The sequence below is a fragment of the Litoreibacter sp. genome (genome assembly GCF_039974535.1).
In the GTDB taxonomy this organism is placed as follows: domain Bacteria; phylum Pseudomonadota; class Alphaproteobacteria; order Rhodobacterales; family Rhodobacteraceae; genus Litoreibacter.
In genome coordinates this window covers 58,704-74,400 of sequence record NZ_JBDWIU010000005.1, presented here as the reverse complement: position 1 = coordinate 74,400, position 15,697 = coordinate 58,704, and the positions used below count along the sequence as shown (strand labels likewise).

Here is a 15,697-nt window from a genome sequence, read left to right as displayed (position 1 = left end):
ATATTTCTAATTGTTTGGGTACGACCACTGGCCAAATTACGAATATTACTCGAGACGGAGCAAACGGAACTTTTGCAACGGATGATTTAATTGGTTTTTCGTTTACCCTTGGTACGGCTTCTGGTGGGTTAGCAGCCGGCACTCATTCCTTCCAAATTATCGATAATCCACCGACAGTGACTATCTCTGGCACACCAACCTTTGCAGTGGCTGGGACACCCTTTACGGCAACATTTACGTTTTCAGAGGATGTAACTGGTTTCTCGTTGTCCGATGTGACAGCTGGATTAACCAACGCAACCGCGTCCAATTTCTCTGGTAGCGGTGACGTATATACAGCGGATATAACTCCGAGCGGGACAGGTGATGTTGTGATCAGCGCCCTGACTGGCGCTGCGACCGATACGGCTTCTAATTCTAGCTCAACAGATGCCGTCACGGTACCTATGAACGTGGCACCAACAGCCAACGCCGGGCCTGCGCAAACGGTGGCGTCGGGGACTGCGCCTGTGACGCTGGACGGCTCGGGTTCCTCGGATCCTGACGCGGGTCAAACCCTGACCTATGCGTGGACGGCACCGGCTGGCACAACCTTGACCGGGGCCACAACCGCGACGCCGAGCTTTACCGCGCCTGTTTTGAACGCAGGGGATGCCAGCGTTGATCTGGTGTTTTCCTTGACCGTGACGGACAACCTCGGGCTTCCATCGACTGCGCCTGACACGGTGACGATCACTGTTGATGCACCGGCCAACGTTGCACCCACAGCTGAAGCGGGGCCTGCGCAAACGGTGGCCTCGGGGACGACACCTGTGACGCTGGACGGCTCGGGTTCCACGGATCCTGACGCGGGTCAAACCCTGACCTATGCGTGGACGGCACCGGCTGGCACGACATTGACGGGAGCCACAACCGCGACGCCAAGCTTCACCGCGCCTGTTTTGAACGCAGGGGACATGAGCGTTGATCTGGTGTTCTCCTTGATCGTGACAGACAACCTCGGACTTGCCTCGACTGCGCCTGACACGGTGACGATCACCATTGATCCGCCAGCCAACGTGGCACCAACAGCCAACGCCGGGCCTGCGCAAACGGTGGCCTCGGGGACGACACCTGTGACGCTGGACGGCTCGGGTTCCACGGATCCTGACGCGGGTCAAACCCTGACCTATGCGTGGACGGCACCGGCTGGCACGACATTGACCGGGGCCACAACCGCGACGCCAAGCTTCACCGCGCCTGTTTTGAACGCAGGGGACATGAGCGTTGATCTGGTGTTCTCGTTGATCGTGACAGACAACCTCGGGCTTGCATCGACTGCGCCCGACACGGTGACGATCACCATTGATGCCGGACCAACGGTAACATTGTCCGGTGCACCTACGACATTTTCAAATACTAACCCTTTCTCAGTTACAGCGACGTTTTCAGAGGATGTGTCAGGTTTCGATGATCTCGCGAATGACGTGATTGTCACTAACGGGTCTGTGACGGCCATCTCTGACGGTCCTTCGGCATATACTTTGACGATTGCACCAACAGGCGGGGGGGATGTTGCGATCACTGTTGTCGCCAACGCGGCACAAGATTCTGCGTCGAATGGCAATGCAGCTTCAAATACAGTCACCGTTGGCAGCACTATCGCAGCGGACACACAGTTGGCGATTTCCGAATTCATGTTGGATCGCGCCAACAATCTTGCCTCTAATCAGCACGGATTGGTTGGCTTCTTGCAAGGTTCGGGGTGTGGGAACTTTAATGTAAATGCCACTGGGGGATCAGGGTCAGCGAGCGGCTGTGTCTCTAGCGGGGAAGTATGGGCTAGCTTTACTTCCGCGTGGTCGGACGGATCATCCTACACCTTGGCTACATTTGGCGCGCATAGCTTTGTAAGCGAGAACTTTATTGTAGGAGCTATGCTACAGTTTGATCACGCAGAGGATAACAACAATAATGTCGCCGGTACCGGTTGGTTGGTCGGACCCTATTTTGCGGTTAAAGCTGCGGATCAGCCGCTCTATTTGGAGGGCCGATTGCTGTATGGCCAGACGAGTAACGAGATTTCGCCGCTAGGGACCTTCACTGACGACTTTCATACGGAACGGTTCTTGGTGCAGGTGCGTGCAACTGGTGAGTATCACTACAAAGCCACGAGTTTCATGCCTTTGCTTGACATGACATATACTGATGACACTCAACGGGCTTACACCGACAGTTTGGGCAACTTGATTGGTGAACAAAAGATCTCACTGACTCAAGTTACTGCGGGAATGGACTTTAGAACACCAGTTCCCTTGGATTCAGGCGAGGTCTTAAACGTCAATGGTGGCTTTTCGACTATCTACAGCTCAACCAGTGGTGGCGATGCTGATTTTGAAGGTTTCCGTGGGAGGGCTCATTTGGGCTTAAACTATGAAACTCCAAATGGTGGGGACTTTAATATTAGTGGGTTCTTTGATGGCATTGGGTCTGACTACCAAAGCCAAGGTCTGAGCCTGGCGTTTGAAATGAAATTCTAGTCGTTCATTGTTGTTCGGAATAGTTGAACTGAGACTTTTGCGTTCATCGTCTAATGTGGCGTTTGTGCTGTGTTGAATCTCCCGGCATGGTTTTGTTGCACAAATCGGGTGATGGACGTGTTTCCCCTTACCTCGGACGGATTCAACCTATGGCCTCAGTGAGGTGCGCGTTTATTGAGGCTCACCGCGCAAAGTTTTCTGTCCGGTCGATGTGCCGCGTGCTGGCTGTGCCATTTCAGCGGTTTCTATGCATGGCCTAAGGGACCGTGTAGTTGATTATCAAGCTAGTGGATGTTGGCTGAGTTCATTCTGATGTGGCTGCAAGTGGAGCTACGCGAAGCGAGAGGTTAGCGCGAATTAGGGCGCTGCTTTCGCCCTGCTTTCCAATAAAAATACCTCCGGGAAACAAGCGGTCTAGGTCCGGTCCTCGAAGGCCGGCCTGAGCCGCACTTTCATAAGCAATTTTGCGTGCTTGATTATTGTTTGCCACGCCACCCCGAATAGACACGAAGCCAGCATCTCCCGCTCCGAGGTTGCGACTCTTGAGCTTCGCTGATGGCTTCCCGTGTAGCCGTATTCATCCGCAGTCATAGCCGAGGAAGGCTTTCCCAGTGTGGCGCTACAACGCGGCCGACACCCTGAATGTTCATCGCAATCCTGCCTGAAGGCTGTGGAGCATAACTAACGGTTAGTTGGCCAAAGTGGGCATTTCTGACACCCACGATAGCTTGGCGCGCGGTGGCGAGCGCGCGGGTTGGAGCCTCGGCAATGAAATCGAGGTTATGCCCGACCAATCCAGCCCGATTGGCTTGAGTAATATTTTTTGCGTAGCCCAATACACCGCTGCCAGCCAAACTTAGACCCAGCATCGCGAAGGACCACTAGCGGTTGAATGACGCCTGATCGTTTTGGTCCAACACACCAAATTCGCTCATCATCGCAAACGCGCCGTCGCCTAAGCGATTATACTCGCGCTGCGGCTTTGATGAACGGCCTCCCTGTGGCTGTATGGCTCCTCTCTGACAGGGGTTACTATGCTGATCGATTCCGTGAAGCCCTTGTAAACAAGGGCACAAAGCCCTGCATTCCTGGCCGCAAGTCGCGCAAGAAAACCGTCAAGTATGACAAGCGCCGCTACAAACGACGTAATCGCATCGAGAGAATGTTCGGCACGTTCAAGGATTGACGGCGCATCGCAACCCGCTATGACAGATCGCCAACCGTATTCCTCTCCGCAATCGCACTCGCAGCAACCGTCATATTCTGGTTATGAGTCCTGACCCTAGGAAACTAAGGGCACCTCATAAACGACGATGATCCGATGGAAGAAACTCAATTGCCGCCCGCTCAGTTCAAGGTGCGACTGGCCTCATGCATATCCGACGACACGCGTCATAACGGACCACCACGCGTCGATATTGAGAGCCAACCAAGTCGGTTAGAACGAAAGGCAGGAATGTAAAACTACAGCAGAAAATCGTACAAATTAGTGTCTTTCACAAGCATGCTGCCATCGTCATCATAATAAATTTCCAACCCGTCGCTCGTGAAATCGAATCGGTAATCTTCCGAACTTTCCCCAGTATTAATGAATACATTCAACGATTCAGTAAAAGGGTCTTCATCAAATGTGGTGTTGGATTGAATTGTGTCGCCCTCAGCAGCATTGAAATCCGAGATAATATTGCGGCCTTCGCTGAAAACGAACACATCGGCACCCCTACCGCCAATCAAGGTATCTGTTCCATTGCCCCCAATGAGAACATCGTCGCCGGCTTGGCCATGGATAAGATCGTCCCCGTCTCCACCGAATAGGACATCATCACCGGCTCGCGCAAAGATGCGATCATTGCCACTGTCCCCTTGCAGCCAGTTGTCACCTTTGTTCGCGAGAATACTGTTATCTAGATCGTTCCCAAAGACATCTAAATCTTCGGCGCCCTGTAGCAGCAAACCATTCAGGTCCTCACCCATTTTGGAAGACGAACTAACCGCTTCACGCTCCCAAGAAGCACCACCAGAAACAACGCTACTTTGTTCACCGTTACCTTCTTCCCACTGAAGCCCTCCAATTTCAGTATTTTCAGGCACGGCCACAAAGTCGTAAGAATTGTCGGCAAAATGGACTTCCTCGAACAAAGACAAACTTGTTGAATTGTCGCCCCAAGAAACGATCAAGTTGTCACCGTCCAACTGGGTACTGTAAGTCTCTTCATCATTTTCGAAATAAACACGGTCATATGATGATCCACCAATGAGTGTATCGTGACCCTCAGATGCAAAAACGGTATCTTGCCCGGATCCCATATCTACATAGTCATCACCATCTCCCGTAACCGCGATGTCACTTCCCCCCAACAACTCGATGTATGAACCGCTTTCACTAGATGTTGCTATGTCTCCACGGACCGTCCCGACAACCGTGCCAAAGACAACCGTATTTGCATCTGCATTGGTCGGGGCACCATACGTCGTTCCTGAATTGAAGAACACAGTCGGCGACATATAGGATGTTTCTTCGCCTGTCCGGATCGACGCGTTAACAGTAACGATGTTGTCTGTATCTAAACCGCCGTGGAAATTGATGTCGCGATTCGTGTAATCCAGTTCAATCACATTGCCGGATGCCGACGTGTAGCTGGCAAAAACAACAGCGTGCCTCACGTCTGTTATCGTTAAATCGGAAAAATCACTGTCATAAACATCCCGGATCCAAATGCCGTAGCCATTCCCGCCAGCGCCTTTATCGGCAGATCCATCAACTAGAATATCTTCTAGCACAACATCCGTTGACCCTGCGATGGTGATCCCGTGTGATGCCGCATCTAGAATGTTAATCTCGGACAGTTCCGCATTGCTCGTCCCTGCCAAAAGAATTGCTGTGGCTCCGTTATCCGTACCTAAAGTATTCGAAAACTCGCCAGGATCAGCCTCGCCCCAACTCCCTTGGACTGTGAACCCAGACAGCTCATTCCCCTCCAGTATTTCGCGATGTTCTACCGTGGTAATATCCGGATCATAGTCAAAGTTCAGTTCCCCGTTGAAGGAAATCGTATTTCCATCAACTTCGCTGACCTTCAATAAGATTGTACGAAGGTCACTGTCCTTCTGCCAAAGTTCATCGCCAATTTCCTCGAAAAACTCATCTGTATTTTCCTGAGTGACGTAGACATAGTCGCCCGCTTTAAGTTCATGATCAGCCTCCAGCTCGATAGAACTGTCCCCAGCGACTGCTGGCGCGGCGATCTTGAATTCATCCAAAATGTTCGGTGAAAACACGTCATGACCAACTTGGATGACAGGATCGGACGCCATCGACGCGTCCGCAACAATGAGTGTTTGGTCGTCTCCGGCACCAGACAAAGACACATCGCTGCGGTCAATCACAAGCGTGTCACTAAAGGTATATGTTCCAGCCCCAAGGTGGACTGTTGTCGCGCCTTCCGCATCATCGATAAGCCCTTGAATGTGAGCCACTGACATATCGGAGGTCACAAAAATGTCGTTCATAGCCATAGACCATTCCTCTCTGCTTGAGATTCGTTGAATTTGGTGAAGCGTGTATTCTGGGATGCCGCGCGGGGAGTTTCATTTAACCAACTATTAAATTGCGCCCAAAAAATGACCTCCGCTCGACGAAATGATGGAATTTATCAACCGCGAAGCTTTTTTAGATAAAAAAATTGGTCCAATTGGTGAAAATCACATGCGACATGTTAAATTTTGGTTGATCTCAACCGCACCGTGTGTTCGCACATAAGCAGCAACAGTGTTTACCTTAGGTTGAATTTAGACAACCGAAAACCACTTAGCAATTATACAAACGGACTAGCGTATTTTCGCTTATTTTTGACACCATGATTGAAGGGTCACATGCCCAATCTTCAAAGAAATGATGAAATCCATTTTGCATCAAACCATGAGGACGTAAAAACTGTACACTTAATTGATAAGAACCCAGTGCTCGCGGACATGCTGGCTATGAAACTGAACGAATTAGGAAACGTGCGATGTAGCTTTCAGGAAGTCGGTAGCGACCTGATTCAGGCTTCTGGCAAGCTTAAGCCTGATGTCCTCTTCCTAGACCCCATGCACCTTAAGTTTAGTGGAAACTTTGATCTAATCGACTTTTGCCGCGCTGTTCGCAGTGCAAGCCCCAAGACTAAACTTTTAGCATATAGCTTCAATGTCACGGATAACATGCTGCGTGCAGTTCTTGATGCAGGCTTCCGAGGATGCGTGTCTAAAGGATCCGATTTTGATCGTGTGAAAATTGCCCTTTCAGCCGTCCTAAGCGGCGGTATTTTCCTCGACCAAGGCTTTGGATCACATCTAAGGCCAACATTAGGAGAACCGGCCGACCTTCACGGACTAAGCGCCCGGGAAAAGGATGTACTTGTCGCCCTCGCACGTGGGTTAAGCTCCAAGCAGATCGCACAACAACTCGATATCAGTAACAAGACCGTCGACACCTATAAGTCCCGTGCAAGCAAAAAACTGAAGCTGATGGACCGAGCGGAAATTGTCGAATTCGTTAACGAGCAAGGTTGGCTCGATTAGGGTCTTCCCAATACACCAAGCACTGCTTTCAAACCGAAAAAGATGCATCTGCAGCATATCTAATTATGTATTCACTCATACCGCCTCGCCCTAAATTAGGGCGAGGCACTTTTATTTTATTATTAAATTTCAAACGATTAGACTAAATATCACAAAAAAGTGTATATTTCCTTACAACGTAGGGATTTCACCGACTGGCACATTTTACTGCACTGCAGCATCGTTAACGCGAAATTCATTTTAAGAGGCTCAAATGGCTAGAATCAGTATTTTTGGAATTGGTTACGTCGGCGTTGTCGCAGCAGCCTGCTTGGCGAAAGACGGTCACGAAGTAATTGCAGTCGATGTTGACCAAGGCAAAATTGATGCCATCAACGCAGGTCAATCTCCCATCGTAGAGAACGGCCTCGACGAACTTGTAAAAGACGTAGTGGCAGCGGGCAAACTAAGCGCAACTGATGACGTTTCTTTTGCGATCAACAACACCGATGCATCTTTCGTCTGCGTCGGCACCCCTAGCGCCGCTGACGGCTCAGTGGGATTGAAGTACGTCGAAATCGTCTGCCGCAATATCGGTGTGGCATTGGCAGAGAAAGACGGTTTTCATTCGGTTATCATCCGTTCGACAATCGTCCCAGGCAGCTGCGAAAACACCTGCATTCCTGTTTTGGCCAAAGCTTCTGGCAAAGTTCCTGGTGAAGGATTTGGGGTTGGTTATTACCCCGAGTTCCTGCGTGAAAGCACCGCCATCGAAGACTACTATGACCCCGGCCTGATCGTCTTCGGCGCAATGGACGACCCTACGCGGGACATCCTCACGGAACTGAACGAAAACCTGAACTGCAAAATCCACACCGTCGATTTGCGTACAGCTGAAATGGTAAAATACACGTCCAACACATGGCGCGCTGTTAAGGTCACATTCGCTAACGAAATCGGAAACATCGCAAAGTCCTGCGGGCTTGACGGTCAATCAGTCATGGAAATTCTGTGCTCTGATTTGAAGGTGAACATGTCACCATACTTCATGCGCCCCGGATTTGCCTTTGGTGGCTCTTGCCTGCCTAAAGATGTGCGTGCGTTGCGCCACCTTGCCGCTGTGAATGAAACACCAGCACCACTTCTCAACGCAGTTTTGGAAGCCAACGAAGCGCAGATCGTTAAAGCCGAAACAATGGTCAAATCTTCGCAAGCCAAGAAAGTCGGCTTCGTTGGAATCAGCTTCAAACCTGGAACCGATGATATGCGCGAAAGCCCTCTCGCAGAACTTGCTGCGCGCCTGATCAAAAACGGTGTCGGCGTCGAGATTTTCGATCCATTCGTCCATGAAGCCTATGCCAACGAAAACTCAACGGCAGGCCGTGGCAACGATGTTGTTCCAGATTTGAAAGATCGTCTAAATCCAGACCTGACGGCAGTGATCAACGGGTCAGACGCAATCGTTGTCGGCAATATTTACAAAGATGTTTTGCCAGAACTGAACGCAGTAAACGACAAGCTGCTAATCGACCTTACCCGCATCAGCCGCAGCCGCGTCAGTGGCGACAGCTACGACGGCATCTGCTGGTAAGTCCTATGACACTGGTTCTTCACGTTCTCTCTCACCTCGCGTTTCTGTCAACCGCGATCCTATTGGCCAGTACGGTTCCAGCAGGGCTGCTTGGGGACGTGAAGGAAACCGTCTTGGTTTTAGGCTTTCTCGGTATGTGGCGGTACAGTTGGGCTGCCATTAATTTCACCCGCGCTGTCATCTTCCGGCGTTTCACCTATCCTCGGCGAAAAGCCCGTGCTCAGGCGCGGTACGATCAAAAGACAGTCGACGCTCACGCGTTCTTTCTTGTCACCTCCTATATGATCGAAAGCAGTGTAACTGTCCCTGTCTACCGCAGCATCTTTACAGCAGCCGCGAATGCCAGCAATGGCGCAACAATCGTTGCCTCTGTCGTTGACGGCGCCGATGCCCGTTTGATCCAACAGATCTACGCATCAATGCCGATGAGTATGGCTTCGGTGAACCTCGTCGTTGACCGAATTCCCGGAACCGGCAAACGTGATGCGTTGGCAAAATCCCTCAACCTGATTGCGCGCCAATGTCCGACCCAAAACGACATCGTTGTTTTTGTGGATGGTGATAGCTGCGTGCCAGAGGACATCGTCGCACAATCCGCTCCGTTCTTCACGAACCCAAAAATCGGTGCCCTTACAACCGATGAAGACGTCGAAATCCCGACACCTGGCTTGTTCCGTGACTGGTTCAAACTGCGGTTTGACCAACGACAGGTCATGATGTGTTCAATGGGTCTAAGCAACCGTGTGCTGACCCTAACCGGGCGTATGTCAATCTTTCGCGCAGACCTCGCAACCACCCCCGACTTTGTAAATTCGGTTCAGGCTGACTACATCGATCATTGGCGCTTAGGGCGGGTCAACTTTTTGACAGGCGATGACAAATCCACTTGGTTTTGGCTCATGAAAAATGGCTACCAAATGGCCTATCTGCCAGATGTCGCCTCCAGCTCAATGGAGACACAGCCAAAACCTAAATTCTTTGCCAGTGCGACAGTCCTCATGGTGCGTTGGTTCGGAAATATGTTGCGCACAAACGGCCGCGCCTTGGAACTGCCCGCGTCACATATCGGATATTTCACGTGGTGGTCGATCTTGGATCAACGCATTTCAATGTGGACAACACTTGCAGGCCCCCTGTGCATGATAATCGCGGCGATATTCTACGACCCAATGATTGTGCCCATATACATCTCATGGGTCATGGCCACCCGATATGTTTTCTGCACAGGAATTTGCCTGTTCCGCGGGCACAGCTTCCCCATCGTCTATCCTTTTCTTTTGTATTTTGGACAGCTTTTTGGCGCCTTAGTGAAGTCATATGTCGCCTTTCGTTTGGACCGGCAGAAATGGACCAGACAAACCACCGCATCTGGCACGCCAACACGCCAAACACTTGGCAAACGCATCAACTCCGCTGGCTCTGCGTACCTTCATCTTCTGGCAATGGGATGGCTCACGGTTGGGGTGCTCTATCTCACTGGCATAGTTTGAAACTTATAAACATGGGACGAAAACATGACTGAATTAACTTCACCTCAACGGGCAACTCATTCAGAAGAGAACCTTACAGGAGGGTTCGTTTATGAAAGTGAGCACCCGCAGCTGCAAATGCCGTTTTCAGCACGTATCACGGGCCGTCGGCTTGAGGGAAAGTCGCTGTCCGTAACCGAGGCTCACGTTTCTGGCCTAATTCCCCCGAACAGTAATCTAGAAGGAAACACAATTGCGCTACAGTTCGACTTTGAAGGGTTTACGCTAAGCCTTTTCTTGCTCGCCGATATCGAGAAAATCGGAGATAGCGACAACCCCGATTACTGCTTACGGTTCTGCGATCCATCAGCCAGCCACCTTGCACCGCTGCGCTATATCTTGAATAGCCATCTTGCAGGCGACCTAGTCACGATGGATCGGTTTTTGGGTTACACCGGACCAACCAAAGCGAAACACAAAACGCCGCCAACCGCACCGACAAAGATGCAAAAGTTCAGTCGCGGATTGCGCAAACTCTGCATTGCCGCCTCGAGCGTGGGCCTTATTGCGATCGCCTCTAACGTCATCCATGATCGTTTCGTATTCAGTTATGAACCTCGTCCAGTTGTAATTGGCCAAGGTGGTGAAATCCTCCGCGCGACATCGGCAGGCCAAATTACCTACACAAACAATCAGGCCGGCCAAAGCGATGTGATCTATTCAATCAGCGCGAATTCCGGTGATCTTCTCAGTGTACGGATGCCATGCGATTGCGACATTCAGCCTCTGGCGGACTATTACGAAGGTGCAACGATCCTCGCTGGCACCCCTCTTGTCCGTTTGGTGTCAGACGATGTCGGAATTGATGCCCAGACATTCATCAGCCCAGAGGGCGCAGCACGGATCATTTCAGGGGACACAGCAGAGCTCAAGCTGGCTAATGGCAACGTTCTGCCCGTTGAGGTCACACTGATCGAGCAATCTTTAGGAGCTGGCGGTCAAACAGATGAGATGATGGCGGCCAAACTCACGCTTTCAGACATCGATGAAACACAAGTCCAAGTCGGTGACATCGCTCGGTTACGGTTTCGTCGCGACATAGTTCCAGACGCTTTAGTAAATCGGATCAAAGAAATTTCCAACGGGATCTGAGCGACAGCAGTCGCCAGCCCACATTGCTCGCAATTATCGGTTTTAGATAGCAAGGATTGCCAAAATGGAAGATATTAGACCAGTTATTTTGTGTGGTGGTACAGGTACACGCCTTTGGCCGATGTCACGTACTCAAAGCCCCAAGCAATTCCAAAACGTTGCGGGCCCGGGGTCCCCGACCTTTTTTCAGGCAACAATTCAACGGCACCGTTCCAAAGGGTTCGGCAAACCAGTGGTCGTGACAGCCACTCAAAACTACCGAACCATTGTTAAACAACTACAAGAAATACAGTGTGATGCGACTGTAATCTGCGAACCAATGGCCCGCAACACGGGGCCGGCAGTCTTGGCCGCAGCCCTAGTGCTTGCTGAAGAAACGCCCGATGCCCTGATGCTTGTCCTCCCCGCGGATCACGTCATTGTCGGCAACTTGAACACTCCGATTTTAGCCATGCGCCAAGCGGCAAATGACGGCCGGATCGTAGCGTTTGGGATCAAGCCGACCTATCCGGAAACCGGATATGGCTACATTACCGATGGTGGCGAATTCAGCTCATACTCCGGCTTGCACAACGTTGCAGAATTCGTCGAAAAGCCCCCTTTAAAAATAGCGTCAGGGTTAGTCGCATCAGGCTTGGCCTATTGGGCGTCCGGTATAGCACTTTATTCCGCCAAGACGATCATCAAAGAGTTCAAGACATTGGATGCGCCAACGCACAGCGCCGTAGTTGCCGCCGTCAAACAAGGCGAATGGAATGGCAATTGCCTTCAGTTGGATCCCGACAGCTTTAGAAAAGCCACCAACGAACCGACAGAACGTATCATCTTCGAAAAGGCGCGTTCAGTCGCAATGGCACCGCTTGATGTGGAATGGAGCGATGTCGGCTGCTGGACTTCGATGCACGCCATTGGCGTCGCAAACTCAGACGGAAACGTCCTTTCCGGCGACGTTGTCTCGATCAATTCCCAAAACACCTACGTACGCTCGGAGGATCGATTGGTCGCCGTTGTGGGCCTATCTGATGTAATCGTTGTCGACACACCAGATGCAGTTTTGGTAACCGCACGTGGCAAATGCCAAGATGTGAAAGCCGTTGTCGAAACACTCAAGGCGGAAACCCGACGGGAAGCAAACCGTCACTTAACGCGCGAACATCAGTGGGGCGAAAGCAAGCACATCACGTCGTCATCTGACCACGACATGACACTACTGCGCATCAATTCCGGCTCGTCGATCTCTGTCGATCCACTGCCCGGCCGTCACATCATCGCAGGCAGCAGCGGGCTTTCTATTTTCGACGGGTTAAGCCGAAGAACACTTGGCAAAGGCGAACGTGTAACGCTGGATGTCATTGACCAGACAAAGCTGACCAACTCCTCGCCGAACAGGATCGACGTCATCCTCGTAACGCTATTGTCACAAATCTCCACAGGCAACGACGAGCCACGAGTTGTTAATGCGTAAGTCTCACTTCAAACGTGGCACTATGCTTGGCCTCGCGCTTCTTTGCGCAACACTAAGCACAGGCGATGCGCAAACAATGGACGACTATGAAGAACTGCGCACCCAGCTCTTTGATGTTTACACAGGCCTAAGTGAGCAAAGCGCCACCTTGCAGCATCCGTCCCGCGTCGACCATTTGGTGGCAGGACTCTTTGATCAAAATGATGAGCATACCTTTGAAGCAGAGCTGCCGCGTGCATCAACGGGCGCGGCGGACATTGAACTCATCGATCTCAGGCTTGTGTTACTACAGCTCTCCTTCGCGGCTGGCAGCAACGATCAACTCTCGATCGTAAGGGCACAGTCGACCTCAACACCGCAGGCCATCGTCATCAATGATGGTCAGGTAAATCTTGATGAACTCCGCGCTTGGGTTTCTGCCCAACCCGATCCAAATAAACTGCTGAATAATGACACTCTTCACGTGCCACTTGTAGTGTTTCAAAATGGTCGATTTGACATGACATCCGGTGATCAACTGGAACTCAGCACCAAAGACGGCGCATTTATCGCCAACCTAGGTGTTCTCGTTATGGACGACGCCGCCATCTCTGCCACCGCAGATACAAACGAAACCGCCGAACAATTCGTACCTTTCGTAGCAACCGCAGGCATTGGACAAGCGCAAATTTCGAATTCGGTATTCGAAAGACTGGGTTTCGGTGACACCGCCCTGTATTCAGGTGTTTCCATCATCAATCGCGGGCTATACGCCCCGATCGGACAATCCTACCTCACCGACACAGTATTGCGGGATGTCCAAGGTGCTACATTTGCTGGCGGCACATCCCCCATTATCAAATCGAACGTGTTTGTTGGTGAAGCCGCTGGCGGGCTGATTTTACGATCAACAAACAACGCTCTCATTTCGTCGAATGTCTTTCTCGGCGGGGCAGCCGGAGCGGCCCTTAAATTCATGAGCGGCGCCACGAACAATACTGTCCTCCGAAACATTATTTTCAGCGCGTCAGGCCCCGGTATCTTCGTAACCGAGGGAAGTCACGAAACAACGATAATGGACAACATTATCTGGAAAAGCGGCAGCGGCATCTCCGTCATGCATTCAGACTGTGTCGATCTCACCGGAAACGTAGCCGTAGATAACCTTCGCAAAGGGATTGAACTGCGTACGAGCAGAAATTCCCGAATTGTTGCAAATCAAATGCTCGGCAACCACAGTTCCGGTTTGTTTATTGGTGCCCAACCAAGTGGTACGACAACCTGGCTGAACGACAACCTATTCATTGGAAATAGGGTGGGCCTTTCTTCAGCCTCTTCCGATCATCTGGTGCTGAACCAAAACGATTTTCGAAACCAGTTCCCTCGCTTCCTCGACGGTGATCTGGCCTCCCAAACATCGCGGATCGTCACCAATCTTCGCGGTACGGATGCAATCGAATTACGGGCCGGTGGAATTGAATTGTTCAACATCACGCGCCTAGCCTGCCTTACGCAGTTGGAGGGTTAATCCATGGTCTTTTCATCAGAATCCTTTTTGTTCCTGTTTTTGCCGCTTTTTCTGCTCGTTTATTACGCAACGCCCGTTCGTTTCCGGTCTTATCCAATACTCGTAGGATCATATATTTTCTATGCGTGGTGGCGGGTCGACTTCTTAGGTTTGCTGTTTCTTACCACCTGTTTTGCGTACGTCATTGGCCAGCAAATTTCCAAACACCGAGGCACAAAACGTGGCAAGACGTTCTTGACCATTGGTGTGGTCGGCTGCCTTGGCGTACTGGGTATATTCAAATACCTTAACTTCTTTCTCGACAGCTTTGCAGCCCTCTTGGGGACAGACACCGCAGGCCTCGGCATTCACTGGCGCCTGATACTGCCAATCGGAATTTCGTTCTACATTTTCCAAGCGCTCAGCTATCTGATTGACGTCCACCGTGGTGATGCCACCGCCGATGCAAAATTCATCGACTTCGCCGCTTTTATTGCACTTTTCCCACAACTGATCGCGGGGCCCATCCTTCGGTACAAAGATTTGGAAGACCAATTTCGCAAACGTGATCATTCTGTAGAAATGTTCTGCGACGGCCTCGCACGTTTTTTGATCGGGCTCGGCAAGAAGGTAATTCTAGCCGACGCCGTTGCGCCACTGGCCGATCTTGCGTTCGCAACCGACAATCCGGGTATGGCGCTGGCCTGGGCAGGTGCAGCCGCCTACATGCTGCAACTATACTTCGATTTTTCAGGCTACAGCGACATGGCGATCGGCCTCGGGAAAATGATGGGCTTCCGTTTCCTCGAAAACTTCCGCTTTCCGTATATTAGCCGATCAATCACCGAATTTTGGCGCCGCTGGCACATTTCGCTGTCGAATTGGCTTCGCGACTATCTGTACATTTCACTGGGTGGAAACCGCAAAGGTACGAGTCGTACATACATGAACCTGATGCTTGTTATGTTGCTTGGCGGCCTATGGCATGGTGCAAATTGGACGTTCGTATTGTGGGGCGCCTGGCATGGTGGGCTGCTCGCTGCGGAACGGTTCACGGGCTGGGATCGCAACGCCAAGTCCTACTGGTATGCCCTACCGCTGACCATGGTGTTTGTACTGATTGGGTGGGTCATGTTCCGAGCCACGCATGTCGGCGAAGCCTTCGAAGTGTATGCGGGCATGATTGGAATGAACGGTATCATCGGCGATCCAATCGTTTGGATGTCGGTTACACGAGAAAGCCTCGCCCTCGCATTTCTTGCGGCCTGTGTCGTCTACATCGAACCCCGAATTGATGGGTTCATGGACAAGCTAGCCCACCCTCAATCGCCCCACGCGGGGGCTGGCAGCAGCGTTGTTTTGGTAACATCGCTACAGTTCGCAGCGACGGTGGCCGTCCTCATAATCGGGACCGTAACGATCCTGAAGCTCGCCGAGCAAAGCTTCTCACCTTTCCTTTATTTCCAATTCTGATCG

9 protein-coding genes and 1 pseudogene are annotated in these 15,697 nt (G+C 51.3%); 9 read left to right on the top strand and 1 reads right to left on the bottom strand.

Going from position 1 to position 15,697, the window contains the following annotated elements; translation table 11 throughout:
* Nucleotides 1-14: 14 nt before the first annotated feature.
* Nucleotides 15-2,519 (top strand): Ig-like domain-containing protein, encoded by a 2,505-nt coding sequence (locus ABJN86_RS03700; RefSeq protein WP_348432013.1) that lies wholly within the window; start codon nt 15-17, stop codon nt 2,517-2,519.
* Between the two features lie 952 nt (nt 2,520-3,471).
* A pseudogene (locus ABJN86_RS03695) lies at nt 3,472-3,792 on the top strand (transposase); the annotation flags it as partial.
* A 191-nt stretch (nt 3,793-3,983) separates the two neighbouring features.
* Here ABJN86_RS03695 and ABJN86_RS03690 read toward each other — a convergent pair.
* Complete coding sequence (locus ABJN86_RS03690) at nt 3,984-6,035, bottom strand: hypothetical protein (RefSeq protein ID WP_348367738.1); 2,052 nt, start codon at nt 6,033-6,035, stop codon at nt 3,984-3,986.
* Between the two features lie 357 nt (nt 6,036-6,392).
* Here ABJN86_RS03690 and ABJN86_RS03685 point away from each other — a divergent pair, with 357 nt between their 5' ends.
* The 7 genes from ABJN86_RS03685 (at nt 6,393) to ABJN86_RS03655 (ending at nt 15,694) form a co-directional block, all read left to right on the top strand.
* The gene (locus tag ABJN86_RS03685; RefSeq protein WP_348367737.1) at nt 6,393-7,079 is read left to right on the top strand and encodes a response regulator transcription factor; all 687 of its coding nucleotides are present in this window, start codon (nt 6,393-6,395) and stop codon (nt 7,077-7,079) included.
* A 253-nt stretch (nt 7,080-7,332) separates the two neighbouring features.
* On the top strand, nt 7,333-8,649 hold the full coding sequence (locus tag ABJN86_RS03680; RefSeq protein WP_348367736.1) for a nucleotide sugar dehydrogenase: 1,317 nt from the start codon (nt 7,333-7,335) through the stop codon (nt 8,647-8,649).
* 5 nt (nt 8,650-8,654) lie between these two features.
* Nucleotides 8,655-10,139, top strand: a complete 1,485-nt coding sequence (locus ABJN86_RS03675; RefSeq protein WP_348367735.1) for a glycosyltransferase — start codon at nt 8,655-8,657, stop codon at nt 10,137-10,139.
* 24 nt (nt 10,140-10,163) lie between these two features.
* The gene (locus ABJN86_RS03670; protein ID WP_348367734.1) at nt 10,164-11,270 is read left to right on the top strand and encodes a hypothetical protein; all 1,107 of its coding nucleotides are present in this window, start codon (nt 10,164-10,166) and stop codon (nt 11,268-11,270) included.
* A 64-nt stretch (nt 11,271-11,334) separates the two neighbouring features.
* Nucleotides 11,335-12,735 carry a sugar phosphate nucleotidyltransferase gene (locus ABJN86_RS03665; RefSeq protein WP_348367733.1) on the top strand — a complete coding sequence of 467 codons (1,401 nt, stop codon included), beginning with the start codon at nt 11,335-11,337 and terminating at the stop codon, nt 12,733-12,735.
* A 76-nt stretch (nt 12,736-12,811) separates the two neighbouring features.
* Nucleotides 12,812-14,242 (top strand): NosD domain-containing protein, encoded by a 1,431-nt coding sequence (locus tag ABJN86_RS03660; RefSeq protein ID WP_348367732.1) that lies wholly within the window; start codon nt 12,812-12,814, stop codon nt 14,240-14,242.
* Nucleotides 14,243-14,269: 27 nt separating this feature from the next.
* Nucleotides 14,270-15,694 carry an MBOAT family protein gene (locus ABJN86_RS03655; RefSeq protein WP_348367731.1) on the top strand — a complete coding sequence of 475 codons (1,425 nt, stop codon included), beginning with the start codon at nt 14,270-14,272 and terminating at the stop codon, nt 15,692-15,694.
* Nucleotides 15,695-15,697: the final 3 nt, after the last annotated feature.

What these genes read in the sequence shown, in the direction of transcription:
- ABJN86_RS03690 (WP_348367738.1), bottom strand. Translation starts at nt 6,035, where the DNA reads ATGGCTATGAACGACATTTTTGTGACCTCCGATATGTCAGTGGCTCAC.
- ABJN86_RS03685 (WP_348367737.1), top strand. Translation starts at nt 6,393, where the DNA reads ATGCCCAATCTTCAAAGAAATGATGAAATCCATTTTGCATCAAACCAT.
- ABJN86_RS03680 (WP_348367736.1), top strand. Translation starts at nt 7,333, where the DNA reads ATGGCTAGAATCAGTATTTTTGGAATTGGTTACGTCGGCGTTGTCGCA.
- ABJN86_RS03675 (WP_348367735.1), top strand. Translation starts at nt 8,655, where the DNA reads ATGACACTGGTTCTTCACGTTCTCTCTCACCTCGCGTTTCTGTCAACC.
- ABJN86_RS03670 (WP_348367734.1), top strand. Translation starts at nt 10,164, where the DNA reads ATGACTGAATTAACTTCACCTCAACGGGCAACTCATTCAGAAGAGAAC.
- ABJN86_RS03665 (WP_348367733.1), top strand. Translation starts at nt 11,335, where the DNA reads ATGGAAGATATTAGACCAGTTATTTTGTGTGGTGGTACAGGTACACGC.
- ABJN86_RS03660 (WP_348367732.1), top strand. Translation starts at nt 12,812, where the DNA reads ATGGACGACTATGAAGAACTGCGCACCCAGCTCTTTGATGTTTACACA.